At 62.9% G+C, this 15,712-nt stretch carries 13 protein-coding genes; 4 read left to right on the forward strand and 9 right to left on the reverse strand.

The genetic code is table 11. The features are described from left to right. Positions 1 to 4: 4 nt before the first annotated feature. The 4 genes from AWU82_RS08755 to AWU82_RS08770 form a co-directional block, all read right to left on the reverse strand. A complete protein-coding gene (locus tag AWU82_RS08755; protein ID WP_064381914.1) occupies positions 5 to 3,175 on the reverse strand; it encodes an efflux RND transporter permease subunit in 3,171 nt (1,056 codons plus the stop codon). Then, positions 3,172 to 4,419, reverse strand: a complete 1,248-nt coding sequence (locus AWU82_RS08760; protein ID WP_064381915.1) for an efflux RND transporter periplasmic adaptor subunit — start codon at positions 4,417 to 4,419, stop codon at positions 3,172 to 3,174. The genes AWU82_RS08755 and AWU82_RS08760 overlap by 4 nt, the downstream gene beginning before the upstream one ends. Further along, positions 4,416 to 5,672, reverse strand: a complete 1,257-nt coding sequence (locus tag AWU82_RS08765) for a TolC family protein (RefSeq protein WP_064381916.1) — start codon at positions 5,670 to 5,672, stop codon at positions 4,416 to 4,418. Before AWU82_RS08765 ends, AWU82_RS08760 begins: the two co-directional genes overlap by 4 nt. 100 nt (positions 5,673 to 5,772) lie before the next feature. After that, positions 5,773 to 6,114 (reverse strand): hypothetical protein, encoded by a 342-nt coding sequence (locus tag AWU82_RS08770; RefSeq protein WP_039773137.1) that lies wholly within the window; start codon positions 6,112 to 6,114, stop codon positions 5,773 to 5,775. A 158-nt stretch (positions 6,115 to 6,272) separates the two neighbouring features. Here AWU82_RS08770 and AWU82_RS08775 point away from each other — a divergent pair, with 158 nt between their 5' ends. Further along, positions 6,273 to 8,651, forward strand: coding sequence for a DUF3772 domain-containing protein (locus tag AWU82_RS08775; RefSeq protein WP_064381917.1), 2,379 nt, complete (start codon positions 6,273 to 6,275; stop codon positions 8,649 to 8,651). 42 nt (positions 8,652 to 8,693) lie between these two features. Here the strand turns inward: AWU82_RS08775 and AWU82_RS08780 are convergent, their stop codons facing one another. The 4 genes from AWU82_RS08780 to AWU82_RS08795 all read right to left on the reverse strand — a co-directional run bounded on the left by AWU82_RS08780 (position 8,694) and on the right by AWU82_RS08795 (position 11,198). Next, positions 8,694 to 8,858, reverse strand: a complete 165-nt coding sequence (locus AWU82_RS08780) for a DUF2986 domain-containing protein (protein ID WP_084776984.1) — start codon at positions 8,856 to 8,858, stop codon at positions 8,694 to 8,696. 54 nt (positions 8,859 to 8,912) lie between these two features. Further along, positions 8,913 to 9,608 carry a tRNA (adenine(22)-N(1))-methyltransferase gene (locus tag AWU82_RS08785; RefSeq protein WP_223290682.1) on the reverse strand — a complete coding sequence of 232 codons (696 nt, stop codon included), beginning with the start codon at positions 9,606 to 9,608 and terminating at the stop codon, positions 8,913 to 8,915. Between the two features lie 105 nt (positions 9,609 to 9,713). After that, the gene (locus AWU82_RS08790; RefSeq protein WP_064381919.1) at positions 9,714 to 10,310 is read right to left on the reverse strand and encodes a LysE family translocator; all 597 of its coding nucleotides are present in this window, start codon (positions 10,308 to 10,310) and stop codon (positions 9,714 to 9,716) included. A 51-nt stretch (positions 10,311 to 10,361) separates the two neighbouring features. Beyond that, positions 10,362 to 11,198 (reverse strand): AraC family transcriptional regulator, encoded by an 837-nt coding sequence (locus AWU82_RS08795; protein ID WP_064381920.1) that lies wholly within the window; start codon positions 11,196 to 11,198, stop codon positions 10,362 to 10,364. A 167-nt stretch (positions 11,199 to 11,365) separates the two neighbouring features. On the opposite strand from AWU82_RS08795, the gene AWU82_RS08800 reads away from it, so the two are divergent. Both AWU82_RS08800 and AWU82_RS08805 read left to right on the forward strand, forming a co-directional pair. After that, positions 11,366 to 11,560, forward strand: a complete 195-nt coding sequence (locus tag AWU82_RS08800; RefSeq protein ID WP_039773123.1) for a PLDc N-terminal domain-containing protein — start codon at positions 11,366 to 11,368, stop codon at positions 11,558 to 11,560. Between the two features lie 212 nt (positions 11,561 to 11,772). Further along, a complete protein-coding gene (locus AWU82_RS08805) occupies positions 11,773 to 12,837 on the forward strand; it encodes an alpha/beta fold hydrolase (RefSeq protein ID WP_064381921.1) in 1,065 nt (354 codons plus the stop codon). A gap of 21 nt (positions 12,838 to 12,858) precedes the next feature. On the opposite strand, the gene souR is transcribed toward AWU82_RS08805, so the two are convergent. Continuing rightward, positions 12,859 to 13,884, reverse strand: coding sequence for a transcriptional regulator SouR (gene souR / locus AWU82_RS08810; protein ID WP_011333808.1), 1,026 nt, complete (start codon positions 13,882 to 13,884; stop codon positions 12,859 to 12,861). Positions 13,885 to 14,349: 465 nt separating this feature from the next. On the opposite strand from souR, the gene AWU82_RS08815 reads away from it, so the two are divergent. Next, a complete protein-coding gene (locus AWU82_RS08815; protein WP_064381922.1) occupies positions 14,350 to 15,660 on the forward strand; it encodes an MFS transporter in 1,311 nt (436 codons plus the stop codon). The last annotated feature ends 52 nt before the right edge of the window (positions 15,661 to 15,712 follow it).

Below are 15,712 nucleotides of genomic sequence, written 5' to 3' on the forward strand. Positions count from 1 at the left end.
CGGGTTACGGCTGGATGGAAGCATCGTCGCTTTGAGGTGACTTGTTTTCAGCGGGCAACCGTCGACGGCGCATCAGGCGATACGCCGCCGGTATGACAAACAGGGACAACAGCGGCGCCGTGACCATGCCGCCGACCATGGGCGCGGCGATGCGGCTCATGACTTCGCTGCCGGTGCCGCTGCCCAGCAGGATCGGCAACAGGCCGGCGATGATCACGGCCACGGTCATCGCCTTGGGGCGCACGCGTTGCACAGCGCCTTCGCGAATCGCCGCGACCAGCCCGCGTTCGGAGTGATCACCGATTTCTTCGCGCTCGGCCCAGGCGTTCTTCAGGTAAAGCAGCATGATCACGCCGAACTCGGCCGAAACCCCGGCCAGTGCAATGAAGCCCACACCGGTCGCGACCGACAAGTTGTAGCCCAGCAAATACAGGAACCACGCACCGCCGCTCAATGCGAACGGCAACGTGGCCATGATCAGTAGCGCCTCATCGAAGCGAGCAAACGTCAGGTAGAGCAGCACGAAGATGATCAGCAGCGTGGCAGGCACTACCAGTTTCAGCCGCGCATTGGCCCGTTCCAGAAACTCGAACTGCCCCGAATAGCTCAGGCTCATACCGGGCTGCAATTTCACCTGTTCATTGACGGCGCGACGCAGATCGGCCACCACCGAAGCGATGTCTCGCCCGCGCACGTCGATGTACACCCAACCGGACGGCCGGGCATTCTCGCTCTTGAGCATCGGTGGGCCGTCCGTGACCTTGATCTTCGCCAGCATGCCGAGGGTGATCTGGCTGCCGGAAGGCGTGTAGATCGGCAATTGCTCCAGGGCGCCGGGCGAATCACGCCACTCTCGTGGATAACGGATGTTGATCGGAAACCGCGCCAGCCCTTCGATGGTTTCCCCGATGTTTTCCCCGCCAATGGCACCGGAGACGATGGATTGCACATCGCTGATGTTCAGCCCGTAGCGGCCGGCGGCGTTGCGGTCGATATCCACGTCGATGTAGCGGCCACCGGTCAGGCGCTCGGCCAGTGCCGAACTGACGCCGGGCACACCTTTGGCCACCCGCTCGACGGCCTGGGTCGCGGCGTCGATCTGGGCCAGATCGTTGCCGGCGACTTTCACGCCGATGGGACTTTTGATCCCGGTGGCGAGCATGTCGATGCGATTGCGGATAGGTGGAATCCAGATGTTGGTCAGGCCCGGCACTCGCACCACGCGATCCATTTCTTCCACGAGTTTTTCCGGGGTCATGCCCGGACGCCATTGATCGTGGGGCTTGAATTGGATAGTGGTCTCGAACATCTCCAGCGGTGCCGGGTCGGTAGCGGTTTCCGCACGACCAGCCTTGCCGAATACATGCTCGACCTCGGGCACTGACTTGATCAGCCGATCGGTCTGCTGCAACAGTTGCGCGGCTTTTTGCGCCGACAAACCCGGCAGGGCCGAAGGCATGTACAGCAGATCGCCCTCGTCCAGCGGCGGGAGGAATTCGCCACCGAGCCGCGAAATCGGCCAGGCAGCGCTGACAAACACCAACAGCGCCACCAGCAAAGTGAATTTCGGCCGGCGCAGTACCACGTCCAGCGCCGGCTGATAGATCCGGATCAGCCAGCGGTTGAGCGGGTTGTGGCGTTCATCCGGAATCCGCCCGCGAATCCAGTAGCCCATCAGCACCGGTACCAGCGTCACAGAAAGTCCCGCTGCTGCTGCCATGGCGTAAGTCTTGGTAAACGCCAGCGGGCCGAACAGCCGCCCTTCCTGGGCCTGCAAGGTGAACACCGGAATGAACGATAGCGTGATGATCAGCAAACAGAAAAACAGCGCCGGCCCCACCTCCGCCGCCGCATCGGTCATCACCTGCCAATGACGCTCGCCCTTGAGCGCCTGCCCCGGATTGGCCGCGTGCCACGCTTCGATTTTCTTGTGGGCGTTCTCGATCATCACCACCGCCGCATCGACCATCGCACCAATGGCGATGGCGATCCCGCCCAACGACATGATGTTGGCGTTCAAGCCCTGATAACGCATCACGATGAAGGCGATCAGCACGCCCACCGGCAACGAAATGATCGCCACCAGCGAAGAGCGCAGATGCCAGAGGAAGATCCCGCACACCAGCGCGACGACGATGAACTCTTCGAGCAGTTTGTGGCTGAGATTTTCCACGGCGCGATCGATCAGTTTGCTGCGATCGTAGGTGGTGACGATCTCGACGCCGGACGGCAGGCTGCTTTTCATGTCATCGAGTTTGGCCTTGACCGCCGCGATGGTCTCGCGGGCGTTCTTGCCGCTGCGCAGGATTACCACGCCGCCGACGGTTTCGCCCTGGCCGTCCAGCTCGGTGATGCCCCGACGCATGTCCGGCCCGGTCTGAACCGTTGCGACATCGCCGAGAGTTACCGGCACCCCGCCAGCACCGAGCTTTAACGGGATAGCCCGAAAATCATCAAGCGTCTTCAGGTAGCCGGAAGCGCGCACGATGAATTCGGTTTCGGCCATTTCCAGCACCGCGCCACCGGTTTCCTGATTGGCCTTGCCGATGGCTTCGCGCACCTGCGCCAGAGTGATACCCAAACTGGCCAGCCGCACCGGATCGGGCTGCACCTGATACTGCTTGACCATGCCGCCAACGGTAGCGACCTCGGCGACGTCGGGCAGGGTCTTGAGCTCGAACTTGAGGAACCAGTCCTGTAACGCCCGAAGCTGCGCCAGATCATGCCCGCCGCTACGATCCACCAGCGCGTACTGATAGATCCAGCCGACGCCGGTCGCATCCGGACCCAATCCCGGTTTGACGCCGGCAGGCAGGCGACTCTGGATCTGGCTCAGGTACTCCAGCACTCGCGAGCGCGCCCAGTATTGATCGGTGCCGTCTTCGAACAGCACGTAAACGAAGCTGTCACCGAAGAACGAATAACCGCGTACGGTTTTCGCCCCCGGCACCGAGAGCATGGTGGTGGTCAGCGGATAGGTCACCTGATTCTCGACAATCTGCGGCGCCTGTCCGGGGTACGGCGTGCGGATGATCACTTGCACATCGGACAGATCCGGCAGCGCATCGATCGGTGTGTTCTGCACCGACCACACGCCCCAACCCGTGACGAACAGCGTCGCCAGCAGCACCAGAAAACGATTGGCGACGGACCAGCGAATCAGCGCGGCGATCATGGCTGGCTCCCCGAAACGTTCCCGCCCGATTCAAGCGGCTCGGCGACGATGCCCTTGAGACTGGCCTCCGAATCGAGCAGGAACTGGCCGGACGTCACGACGCTCTGCCCTTCTGCCAGGCCCTCGAGGATCACCGTTCTGCCGTCGCTTTCCTGACCGAGGCGCACCTCCACAGGGCGATAGTGCCCCGCGTCTTCGACGAGCATGACCAATGCCCGCTTGCCGGTGCGAATAACTGCCTCGCTGGGCACCGACAAACTGTCTTGCCCGGTCGATCGGTTCAACCGCACTTGCGCCGTCATCCCCGGCCGCAATCGGCCGTCGGCATTGGTCAGCTCAACCCTGACGCGCAGGGTTCGGCTGTCCGGGTTGGTGTCCGGCAGAATCGCGCTGACCGTTCCGTTGAATACTCTGCCGGGAAAGGCCGGCAGGCGTGCTTCGACGGCCTGCCCCACGGCAACCGAACCGGTCTGCGATTCCGGCACCGCCACAGCGAGCCAGACACTGTTCAGCCCGTTGACCCGCGCCAGGGTTTCACCGCTCGCCACGGTCATGCCCGCCCGCACGTCGAGTGCTTGCAGCACACCGCCCAAAGGGCTGGTAACCGTCAGTTCGGACTGCACCTTGCCGCTGCGCTCCACTTGAGCAATCAAGCTTGCTGGCATCCCGGTCAGCCGCAAGCGCTGGCGCGCCGCCGCAATGAGGTCGGCATCGCCGCTACGCCTTAGCGCCAGAAACTCGCTCTGGGCCGCCGTCCATTCCGGCACGAGAATGTCTGCCAACGCCGTGCCAGCCGTGAGCACGTCCCCCGGCGCACGGGCGTAAACCCGCTCGACAAACCCATTGGTGCGCGCCTGGATCACCGCGACATCGCGCTCGTTGAACCCCAGCACACCGCTCACATCGAGGCTTGAGGTGAAGGCGCCGCGACTGACCGGCGCCACACGCAGACCGAGGTTCTGACTCAGCCCCGGATCAATGCTGACGGTCGCACTGCCCTCCTCGCCGCTGGCGTATCGGGGCACCAGTTGCATGTCCATGAAGGGTGACTTGCCCGGTTTGTCGAACTTCTGCTGCGGGTACATCGGGTCATACCAGTACAAGGCCTTGGGCTCAGTGCTCGGCGCAGGGGCTGAAGCCGCTACTCCGTTCATTCGCTGATAGGCCAATCCGTAACCGCCACCCACGCCCACCGCCAGCGCGAGGCCGGCCAGCCACACGCCGTTCCATTGTTTACGGTTCACAGGCTGGTCTCCCCATAAGCGAAATGCAGACGCGCAGCGGTCAGCGCGCGTTGTTCTTCCATGTCGATCTGTTTGAGGCGGGCCTCGATGAGTTCGCGGCGGGCGTTGACCACCGCGTTCAAATCGCCCTGGCCGGCGCGATAACTGGCCAGGCTCAGATCGACTTTCTCTCTGGCCAGCGGCACCAGGCTTTCTTCGGTGCGGCGTACGGCCCGATCGAGGCGCTGGTAATCGGCCAACTGGTTTTCCAGTTGTTCGGTGTGCTCGCGGGACAGGGCCTCGCGCTCGGCTTGCAGTTGGCTGACCTCGGCCTGTCTGGCGGCGATTTTCGGGTTCTGCCGCGTCTCGGGAAACAGCGGCAGATCCCAGGAAAACTGCACGCTGACCATGTCGCCAAACTCGCGCCCCCGGTGCTGGTAATCCACCTCCCAGCTCCAGTCGGACTTTTTCTCGGACACCGCCTCTTGCACCCTGGCCTGGGCTTCGCGGGTCATGGGCGCGAAAGCAGCGAGTTCGGGATGGTGTTGCAGTTGATGATTGAAGGTCGAGGCATCGACCGGCCACACGGGCAAACCGCCCTCGGGCTTGTCGTTGGCGGCGGTGCCGATCCAGCGTTTGAGCGCGGCTCGAGCCTGGGTGCGTTCGAGGGTCAGGTTGTCCTGTTGCTCGGCGAGTCGGGCCGCTTCCTGTTTCGGCGTCACTGCGTCGGCAGGTTGCGCGCGGCCACCGGCGATCTGCGCCCGGACGGTCTCACTCAGCAGGCGATTTTCCTTGAAGAGATCCCGGAACAGCGCTTCCTTACGCTCGACCGAATAGCCGCTGATCCACGCCAGCGCTGTCGCCTGACGCACCTTCAAACGCTCGACCCTGCGCTCGGCCGCCGCGCGCTCAATAGCGGCGTCGGCAACTTCGATGCGCGCCTTGCGTTTGTCTGCGTTGGGCATCTCCTGCCGGTAACCGACCATCTGCATGGTCATGAAGTCCTGATCGACGCTCCAGCGATCCGGGCCGCCCACGGGGTAGTTCTGCAGACCGAGCACCAGCTTGGGATCGGGCAACTCGCCCGCCGGAATGGCCGCGCTGCTGGCGGCCTGGATTTTCTGATCTTGTGCGGTCAGCGACGGCGCATTGTTTTCGGCCAGCCGCAGCGCTTGATCGAGTGTCAGCGCGGCGGCGAAACCCGGCCACGCGAGCACGCTTGCCGCAAAGCCGGCCACCAGAGGCCAACCCGTGCAATTGCACTTGAATGTCATGTTTACGATTCCTGTGATCGTCCACTGCGCGCGGCGTAAAACACGCGCACAGCCAAATCACTCCGCCTGGGCGGAATGAGCTTCGAGGGGGGGACAGGAATCAGGTGCGGGGCGGTCGCCAGACCCCGGACGGGGCCGCTAGCGGCAGGGAGTCACTGAAGAACGAATGCGTGACAGGGCTGAAAACGGTAACGGGCGGCTTGAGGATCGCGACTTGCAGCAAGCCGCCGGTCTTGCACTCCTGGCCGGGTTTGCAGGGGGAACCATGGTCGGCAGGACTCTTCATGTCCTGGCAGCAATCCATGTTCATGCCGTCCATCATCGCCATGCCCATGGTTTGCATCGGGCACGGTTCTGTCGGTGCCTGCACGCCCGCCATCCCGCTGAGGGGAAGCGCCAGGCTGATCAGGAAAACGAGACAAAACCGCAGATAGCGTTTCATGGCCGGGAGTCTAGTCGTGAAAACGGGCGCCTACAATCGGCTGCCCGGCGATCTCACCGGACACGCATTAAGCCAGGATTAGCAGCAGAAAATGATGCAGCAGGCGCCCGATCACCTAACCTCAATGCTTGTGTGATCAACCGGAATCGCCCAGTCCCATGCGTAATGCATTGAAGTCATTGATGTTCATCACCCTGACGCTGCTCTGTCCGGGTGTCTCGATGGTGTCGGCCGCCGACTTGCCCGGCACGCCCGATGTCGGCGCCCCGCTCCCCGGCGTCTCGCAAAGCGATCTGCAAGCCCTGCAACTGCGCCTCGACGGCCTCAAGCAGCAAATCTCGTCCGCCAACAATTACAACCAGCTCGAAGGCCCGCAGGATCGGGTGCAGACGTTCATTCTGGACATTGATCGACTGTCGGCGTCGCTGTTGCCGCAGCAGGCGCAACTGGCCGTGCAACTGGGCGTGCTCGGTGCCGCGCCGGCCGAAGCGGTCGCTGCCGAACAAGCCGATATCGCGGCGCAGCGGGCGACGTTGATCGAGCAAAAAACCAAAGTCGATACGGCGTTGAAGAACCTCGCCATCCTCAAGCAAAGCGCCACGGAGCTGATCACCCAGATCGCCGGTATCCGCCGCACCTTGCTCGAAAGCGAACTGACGCTCAGCACCGACAGCATTCTGAATCCCGGTTTCTGGGCTCCCCTTGTCAATCCGTCAGCGGACGACCGCCAGCGTCTGCGCTTTTTCGTCGAACAGGTGCAACAGACCGGTGCCGAAGCCTGGCAACCCGGCCAGCGTTTTTACACCGCCCTGCTGGTGGTGCTGGCCTTCGTCGTCTGGACGCTGGGCCGGCGGCTGGCCGATCGCTGGCTGGCGTGGGTGTGCATTCACCGCATGCCGGAAGGCCGGCTGCGCCGCAGTTCGCTGGCTTTCGCTTCCGCGCTGGCGACACTCGCAACCACCGCCATCGCCCTGCAATTGCTCTATTACGCCTGCACCCGTCACGTGCCGTTGCCGCCGATGCTGGCGACATTTTCCGATGAGTTCGGGAAAGTGGTTTATGCCTGCGTGCTGATCACAGGGCTCAGCCGCGCCCTGCTGTCCACCGAGCACCCGTCGTGGCGCTTGCCGGCGGTGGCTGACGAGGTGGCAAACGCGCTGCAGCCGTTTGCGCGAATCCTCGCCGCCGCGCTGTTGGTGCTGGTGACGGCGGTGCAGGTCAGCAACGCCTCCGGCATGAGCAGCCAGATCGTGCTCGCAGGCCGAGGCATCATTGCGCTGGTGGTGCTGGTCATCGTCACAACGTTGCTGATGCGCGTCGGTAAAGTGCGCAAAGTGTTGGCGGCGGCCGGGGATACGCAAGTGGCGGGCAACACCTTCGCCGGGGTGATTTACACCGTGGCCACCCTGGCCATGGTGCTGTCGTTCGGCACCCTGCTGACGGGGTATGTGTCGCTGGCGCGGTTCATCACCTACGAACTGGTCTGGGCGTTTATCGTGTTTTCCGGGTTTTACCTGCTGATGCAGTTGCTCAAGGACAGCTGCGAGTACTTCTTCTCGCCCCGCCACTCCAGCGGCAAGGCGCTGAAACAGCTGCTGGGGGTCGGCGACCGGCGTCTCGAACAGGCCTCGACCCTGCTGGCCGGTTTCGGTCGGGCTGCGCTGCTGCTGTTGGCCGTCATCACGCTGTTTGTCGGTGGGATCGGCACCACCCTGGGCCAACTGGCCAACAACATCGGCACTATTCTCGGCGGCGCCGGCCTGCGCAAACTGAACATCGTCCCCGGCCATTTGCTCAACGCGATGCTGGCGCTGCTGATCGGCATCTACCTGATCCGCGCCCTGCGCCGCTGGCTCGACAACGAGTTCCTGCCCAAGACCGACATGGACCCGGGCATGTGCGCCTCACTCAGCACGCTGTTTTCCAACATCGGTTATGCGGTGGTGATCCTGCTGACCCTGTCGTCACTGGGCGTGCAATGGACCAACCTGGCGTGGATCGTCAGCGCCCTGTCGGTGGGCATCGGCTTCGGCTTGCAGGAGATCGTGAAGAACTTCGTCTCCGGGCTGATCCTGCTCACCGAACGGCCGGTCAAGGTCGGCGACCTGATCAGCATCAGCGGCGTCGAGGGCGACATCCGCCGGATCAACGTGCGCGCCACCGAAATCCAGCTCAGCGACCGCTCGATCGTGATCGTGCCCAACTCGCAACTGATCTCGCAGAACCTGCGCAACGTCACCCTCGGCGGCAGCGCCCAGGGCGTGGCGACGCTGGAACTGATGTTCCCGCTGGATATCGACCCCGAACAGGTGCAGAACCTGCTGTTCGACACCTACAAGGAACACGAAACCATCCTCGAGAAACCGGCACCGTTCGTGCGCTTCAGCAAGCTGACGCCGGAAGGGATTACGTTGACGGTGACCGGGTATGTGGCCAGCCCGAGGATTGTCGGGACGACCAAGAGTGATCTGTTGTTCGAAATTCTCAAACGGCTGGGGGCGGCGGGGATTGAGCTGGCGAAGCCGCCGAGTACCTGAGGGAAAACCTGATGGGGCCTGTACCGCTGCGCGCCCGCTCGATCAGGCCTCAGGGGTGTCAGTTGACTCTGGAACCACTTCAGTCGCCAGTTTCAAACGATCCGCCTTGCTGATGTACTTCGGCTTGTTGCTCTTGGGTGCCAGTTTGGCGTTGGCCTTTCTGGATTTTTCCTTGAAGAGCTGTTGCAGTTTTTTCTGACGGTTCATGGTGTTTTTTGGCCTGCTTGAAAGTGGTTGGATGATATCAGCGTTGGGCGTGCTTCACCCCAGCACGTCAGTGATCCAGCGCACTTGCTGCGTCAGATCCTGCACCTTGCGCTCGCAAACGCCATGCCGTGCCCGTCCAAAATGAGCCAGCGTCTGCTGCTTGTGCCGCAACCGATGCTGCCACTTACTGACAAACGCCGGACTCCGCGCCTGCAACTGCAGCGGCCCGAAGTACAGTTCCTCGGCGGTATAGGAAACCGGCCCGCCCCGCTCGGCCACGATGATCTCGTAGTCGAAGCGGTTCTCCCGCAGCACTTCTTCGCAAAGGATTCGGTACCCGTTATCCATCAACCATTGGCGCAGCGGTTGTTCGCCGCCGTTGGGTTGCAGGATCAGGCGCTCGCGGCCGCTGAGGCGCGCCTTGCCGGCTTCGAGGATGTCGCGGATGGTTTCGCCGCCCATGCCACACACGGTAATTGCCGTAATCCCGTCTGCCGGTTCGATGGCCTTCAAGCCGTTGGCCAGGCGCACGGTGATCTGCTGTTCAAGATCGTTTTCGCGCACGGTGCGTTGCGCCGAACGGAACGGCGTCTCGGCCATCTCGCCCGCCACCGCCGCCGCGATCGCACCACGGCGCATCAGCGCCACCGGCAGGTAGCCATGATCCGAGCCGATATCGGCCAGCCGAGCACCGGCGGGCACGTGCGCCGCCACCCGCTCCAGGCGCATGGACAATGTCTGTTCGTTCAACCGCAACCCCTTTCACTTTGAACGCCCGGCACTGGTGGCCGGATCGGGGCGCGATTCTGGGGGGCAACGGCGGGCATTTCAAATTTATGTGACCGAACGCCACGGCTAGACCAACACCGCCAACCAAGCCGACAGCAACAACAAAAACGCCAGCACGGCATTCATGCGCCGAAACGCCCGTGGCGAGCCAAAGAACCGCGCGCTGCCCACGCCCAGCAGCGCCCACGCCGTCATGCACGGCAGGCAGACCATTAGAAAAACCGCCGACAACAGCAGCATCCGCGCGCTGTCGTCGCCGTTGCCGCCAAACACACTCACCACCGCCACGGCCATCATCCACACCTTGGGATTAATCAATTGCAGCCCTGCGGCGCCGAACACGCTGAAGCCTTCATCGGCCGCTGTCGCCGAGTCCAACGAGGGCGGCGTACTGCGAAAGATCTGCCACGCCAGCCAGCTCAGCCACAACACCCCGGCCCAGGCCATCGCCTGCTGCACGCGGGGATAGCGCAGCAAGGTTTCCCCCACGCCGAGTCCGACCACCAACACCACCAGCGCCGCCGACACACACGCACCGAAGATGATCGGCACGGTGGCCGTCAGACCGCGCCGCGAGCTGTGGCTCATCACCAGAATATTGGTCGGCCCCGGGGTGATCGAGGCGACGAAGGAAAACAGCAGAAAAGGCAACAACGATTCCATGACAGGGCTCCCGAATCAAAACAGGAGGCCATGGTCGCGGTTGCGCGGGGTTCAGTCTGGAAGGTTTGAGCAGCGCTTGCGGTAGTCCGCCGGAGTCAGGTGATAGGCGCGGCGAAACCAGCGACCGAGATGGCTTTGATCGGCGAAACCGAGAGCGCTGGCGACGGTGGCGGGTGTTTCGCCACGCGCCAGCAATTGGCGGGCGCGGGCCAGGCGCAACTGAATCAGATAGGCATGGGGCGCCAGTCCGAAAGCGGCCTTGAATGCACGGGTCAGTCGAAAGCGATCAACCCCGCAGGCCTCGGCCAAGTCGTCCAGCCCGATGTCTTCGAAGGCATGCGCATGCAGATAGTCCCGCGCCACCTGGGCCACCCATGGCAGGCGCGGATCGAACGGCTGGCGCTTGCGCCAGTCGAGGTGGGACGTCAGCGCACCGAGCAAGGTGTCGATGGCGGTCTGGCGCACGATGCGCAAGTCGCCTTGATGCAGGGCGTTGAAGGCTTGATTGATGGCCGTGGACAGGCGCGAATCCTGACTCAGGGTATCGGTGAATCCGAGCTGGCTGTTGTCCGGCGCATGCTCGAACAGCACGCGCAATTCACGCTCCAGCCAGTGCGGGTCGAGGTAGAGCATGGAATAGGTGAAGCCCTCCTCCGTCGGCGCGTGCCCGTCGTGGATCTCCCCCGGCTCCAGCATGAAAATCTTGCCTGGCGTACTCAGATGGCGCACGCGCCGGCAATGAAACTGCTGCACGCCCTGCTCGGTGACGCCCACCAGAAAGCTGTCATGCCAGTGCGGATCGTAGGCATGGCCCTGGAAATGGGCACGAATCGACTCGATCCCGGTGTCGGCATCCTGAGACAAGTCGATCCAGTTGCGTTTGTCCACGCAAGGCTCCGAAGGCAGTGGTTGTTCGTCAAGGACGTCTACGTTACCGCGACTTTGCCGATGGGTTTAGAACATTTGTGCACGTGAGCCAGGCAAACCACCCAGCAAATTTAATGAACCCTGAGTGCCACGGCCCGCCTAAGTCAGAGACCATCAGGAGGTAGCTCATGCAAATTGAAACCACGTGGATCGTACTGGCCGTCGTGCTTTTGCTCATCGAATTGTGGGCGATCAACCGGGTGCGCAAGAGTGAGGGGAAAGCCAGCAACAAAGGCGTCTGGATCGTATTGATCGTGTTTGTGCCGCTGTTCGGGCTGATCGCCTGGGCACTGGCCGGGCCCAAGCAGGTTACTCAGGCCTGAAAACCCAAGGCAAGCAGGAGCCCCGAACATTCGGGGCTTTTTGTTGGCCGCTGGTTTGTATCGCAGTGTGTACGAACGCCTCCCGGATACATGCCCGCGCATCAGCCAGCGGAAACGGAAACAGCGCAGATACGTGGCCAGTCTTTAATGGGCTCCAGATTCGAAGGGCTCAGCCAACGCCCGGCCCTCACCGATTACCAAGGAGACTTGCCATGAAGCCTGCACTGCACACCGCCGTCCACACTGGAAAAAACCGTCGTCGCCTGCTGGGCCTGTCGATTCTAGCCACCGCGCTGCTGCAATTCGGCGCCTTCGCCCAAGCACAAACCGCAGCCCCCGAGCCGGTCAAGACCGAAGCCGCCAGCGTCAAGGCCGATCTGCCCTTCGGCCCGCTCAAGCATGTGAAGGCCGGACTGCTCGACGTGGCCTACGCCGAAACCGGCCCGGCCAATGGTCCGGTGGTGATTCTCCTGCACGGCTGGCCGTACGACATTCACAGCTACGACGACGTCGCGCCGCTGCTGGCGGCCAAGGGTTATCGGGTATTGATGCCATACGCCCGGGGTTATGGCGACACGCATTTCCTGTCCGACAAGACCGTGCGCAACGGTCAGCCGGCGGCGCTGGCCAGTGACGTGATCGATTTCATGGATGCGCTGAAGATCAAGCAAGCTGTGCTCGGCGGCTACGACTGGGGCGCACGTTCGGCGGACATCGTGTCGGCGCTGTGGCCGGAGCGGGTCAAGGCGCTGGTGTCGGTCAGCGGTTACCTGATCGGCAATCAGGCCGCCGGCAAGAATCCGCTGCCGCCCAAGGCCGAACTGCAATGGTGGTATCAGTTCTACTTCGCCACCGACCGTGGTGAGGCGGGCTACACCAAGAACACCCATGATTTCGCCAAGCTGATCTGGCAACTGGCTTCACCGAAATGGGCCTTCGACGACGCCACCTTCGACCGCAGCGCCAAGGCCTTGCAGAACCCGGATCACGTCGCCATCACCGTGTTCAACTACCGCTGGCGTCTGGGCCTGGTGCAGGGTGAAAGCCAGTACGATGCGCTGGAACAGAAACTCGCCACCGCCCCCTCGATCAGCGTGCCGACCATCACCCTGGAAGGCGATGCCAACGGCGCGCCGCACCCAGCCCCCGAGGACTACGCCAAACGCTTCACCGGCAAATACCAGTTCCGTCTGATCAACGGAGGCATCGGCCACAACCTGCCACAGGAAGACCCGAAAGCCTTCGCTCAGGCGATCATCGACGCCGATCACCTCTGAAGCGGCACGCCAAACGGCTCGTCATTTGACGAGCCGTTTTTCTTTGGATGGGCGATAACCGAAATAGGCGCTGTAGCACTTACTGAAATGGCTCGGCGACACAAACCCGCACGCCACCAGCACGTCCACCTGAGACAGTTCGGTGTGTTGCAGCAGACGCCGGGCTTCGGTGATGCGCAGCTCCATGTAATAACGCTGCGGCGTGGTGCCGAGTTGTTCCTTGAACAAACGCTCCAGCTGACGCCGGGAGCGTCCGGCATACACCGCCAGCTGCTCCAGCTCCAACGGTTCTTCAAGATTGGCGTCCATCAGCTTCACCACTTCACGCAGCGGCGCGCTGACGCAGAGGTTCTCGGTCGGTTTGATCCGCCGGTAACGCGATTCCTCGAACGCCAGAATGTCTTCGATGCCTTCGACCAGCGCCTTGTCGTGCAGGCCCTTGATCCAGTCCAGGGCCATGTGAAACGCGCCGGACGGACTGGACGCGGTCAGCCGGTCGCGGTCGATCACGTAGGGTTCGCTGCTGACCTGGGTTGCCTTGGAAATCTCCGCCAGCGCCGGCCGATGCTCCGGGTGAATTGCACAGCGGTAGCCTTCCAGCACCCCTGCCCGGCCCAGGAACCACGCGCCGTTCCACAACCCGGCCAGTATCACGCCGGCCTCGGCGGCCATTTTCAGCAGGTTGATAAACTCGTCGCTTGCCTTCAATTCCGTGCGGTAACCGCCGCAGATCACCAGCAGATCCAGTTCCTGCAATACGCTGGTTTCCAGACGCGAGTCCGGGCGGATCACCAGCCCCAGATCGCTGATCACTTCGCCGTCGCTCAGGCCGAAGGTGCGCGTGGAAAACAGACCGGGGCGCAGCAGATTGGCGGTGACAAGAGTGTCCAGCGCCTGAGTGAAGGCCGGCAGGGAAAAATGCTCCAGCAGCACGAACCCGGTGCGGGTCATGCGTCCCGGCCCGCTGGCGGGCTCGTTCAGGTAGCGAAGGTTCTTGCCCTTCATGCCACCGCTGAATTGGCGTCGTTCGATCAAGGTGGGGTCCATCGTTTCGTTGTTATGGCGCCATGCTAACTGGCGCCGCAGCAAATTACTCGCAAACGACGCAAGCACCACAAGGTAGATCGTTCCCACGCTCCGCGTGGGAATGCCTCCATGGACGCTCTGCGTCCGCCGTTGGAAGGGACGCGGAGCGTCCCGGGCTGCATTCCCACGCGGAGCGTGGGAACGATCAGTCAGCCTGAACGAACGTGCCTGCGTCCCAACGTCGCAGGCCCCGCACCTTGGCAAACGCCACACAAGGCTTAAAATCGCGCCTCCTCTTGCAGTCGCCCGAACGGCGCCTGCCCGCAGCCATGACAACCCTCAGGTTTGAACAGCCGGCGACTTTCACGAAGTGCGCCAGGCTCAATCGTCCTGCCCGTTCGGCGGTCGTTTGTCTTCAACACACTTCGGCTTGGCACTCGCATGCGCAGAGGCGCACGTTCCGCTGTTCGATCACTTGAGGTTTTTATGACACCGCGTTTGCTGGCCATGGCGCTGGCGCCCCTGCTCGGGCTGTTCATTGTTGCGCTGGGCAACGGCTTTCTGTCTTCCTTGACCACCCTGCGCCTGGGCGCCGCCGGCGAATCGGCGACGATGATCGGCATCGTATCCTCGGCCTATTTCATCGGCCTGACGCTGGGCGCGATCTTCAACGACCGGCTGATCCTGCGCATCGGCCACATCCGCGCCTACAGCAGCTTCGCCTCGCTGATCGCCGCGACCATCCTGTTGCAAGGGCTGTTTTATGACACTTGGGGCTGGGTCGTCCTGCGCCTGATCAACGGCTGGGCCACGGTCGGCGTGTTTCTGGTGATCGAGAGCTGGCTGCTGCTGGCCGGTGACGCGAAAATTCGCGGCCGTCTGCTGGCGCTGTACATGATCGTCCTCTACGGCGCCGGGGTGCTGGGTCAGGCGTTTTTGGGGAAAATCACCGGGCTGGGTGACACCGCGCCGTTCATGGTTGCCGGCATGCTCGCGACGCTGTCGGTGCTGCCGATCGTGATCCTGCCGCGGGTTTCGCCGCTGCTGGAACAGGTCGAACCACTCAAGCCACGAGCGCTGCTGGGCGTATCGCCTACCGGTCTGGTCGGCTGCTTCGGCTCCGGCGTGACCATCGCGGCGATCTACACCCTGCTGCCGCTGTACCTGCAACGCATCGGCCTGAACGTCGGCGAAGTCGGCAGCATGATGGCCTGGACGATCCTCGGCGCGATGCTGCTGCAATACCCGGTCGGGCGCTGGTCCGACCGCAAGGATCGCCTGCAAGTGCTGACCGTGCTGTGCGCCGCGTGCACCGTGCTGTCGCTGGTGATCGTACTGGTGCCGCTGTCCTCGACCCTGCTCGCGGCGATGCTGTTCCTGTTGGGTGGCGGCGTGTTCGCGCTGTACCCGGTTGCGGTCAGCCATGCGGCCGACCGTGCGCCGGTCGAAACGTTGGTGCCGATGATTCAGGGCATGCTGCTGATCAATTCGCTGGGCTCGGCGATGAGCCCGCTGCTGATCTCCCCGGCGATGAACGCCCATGGCGAAACCGGCTTGTTCTGGGCCTTCGCGCTGGTCAACCTGGCCATGGTGACGTTCTTCTTCTGGCGTCGCGGCAAACGTCCGGTGCCGGCCAACCCGGCCCCGTTTGCGGCGGCAGCGACGTTCTCGCCAACCGGCGCCGAACTGCGGGTGACCGAAGATCTGCGTCAGGCAGCACAGGAACATCCGCCAATGGTCGATGCGTTGAGTGGCGAAGCGGCGCCGCCAACGGGATCGCGCTTCGAAGCCAGTTGAGTTTCTGGCGGGCATAAAAAAACCGGTGACTTTCGTCACCGGTTTTTTATTG

Origin of the sequence: Pseudomonas glycinae (genome assembly GCF_001594225.2) — a bacterium.
In the GTDB taxonomy this organism is placed as follows: domain Bacteria; phylum Pseudomonadota; class Gammaproteobacteria; order Pseudomonadales; family Pseudomonadaceae; genus Aquipseudomonas; species Aquipseudomonas glycinae.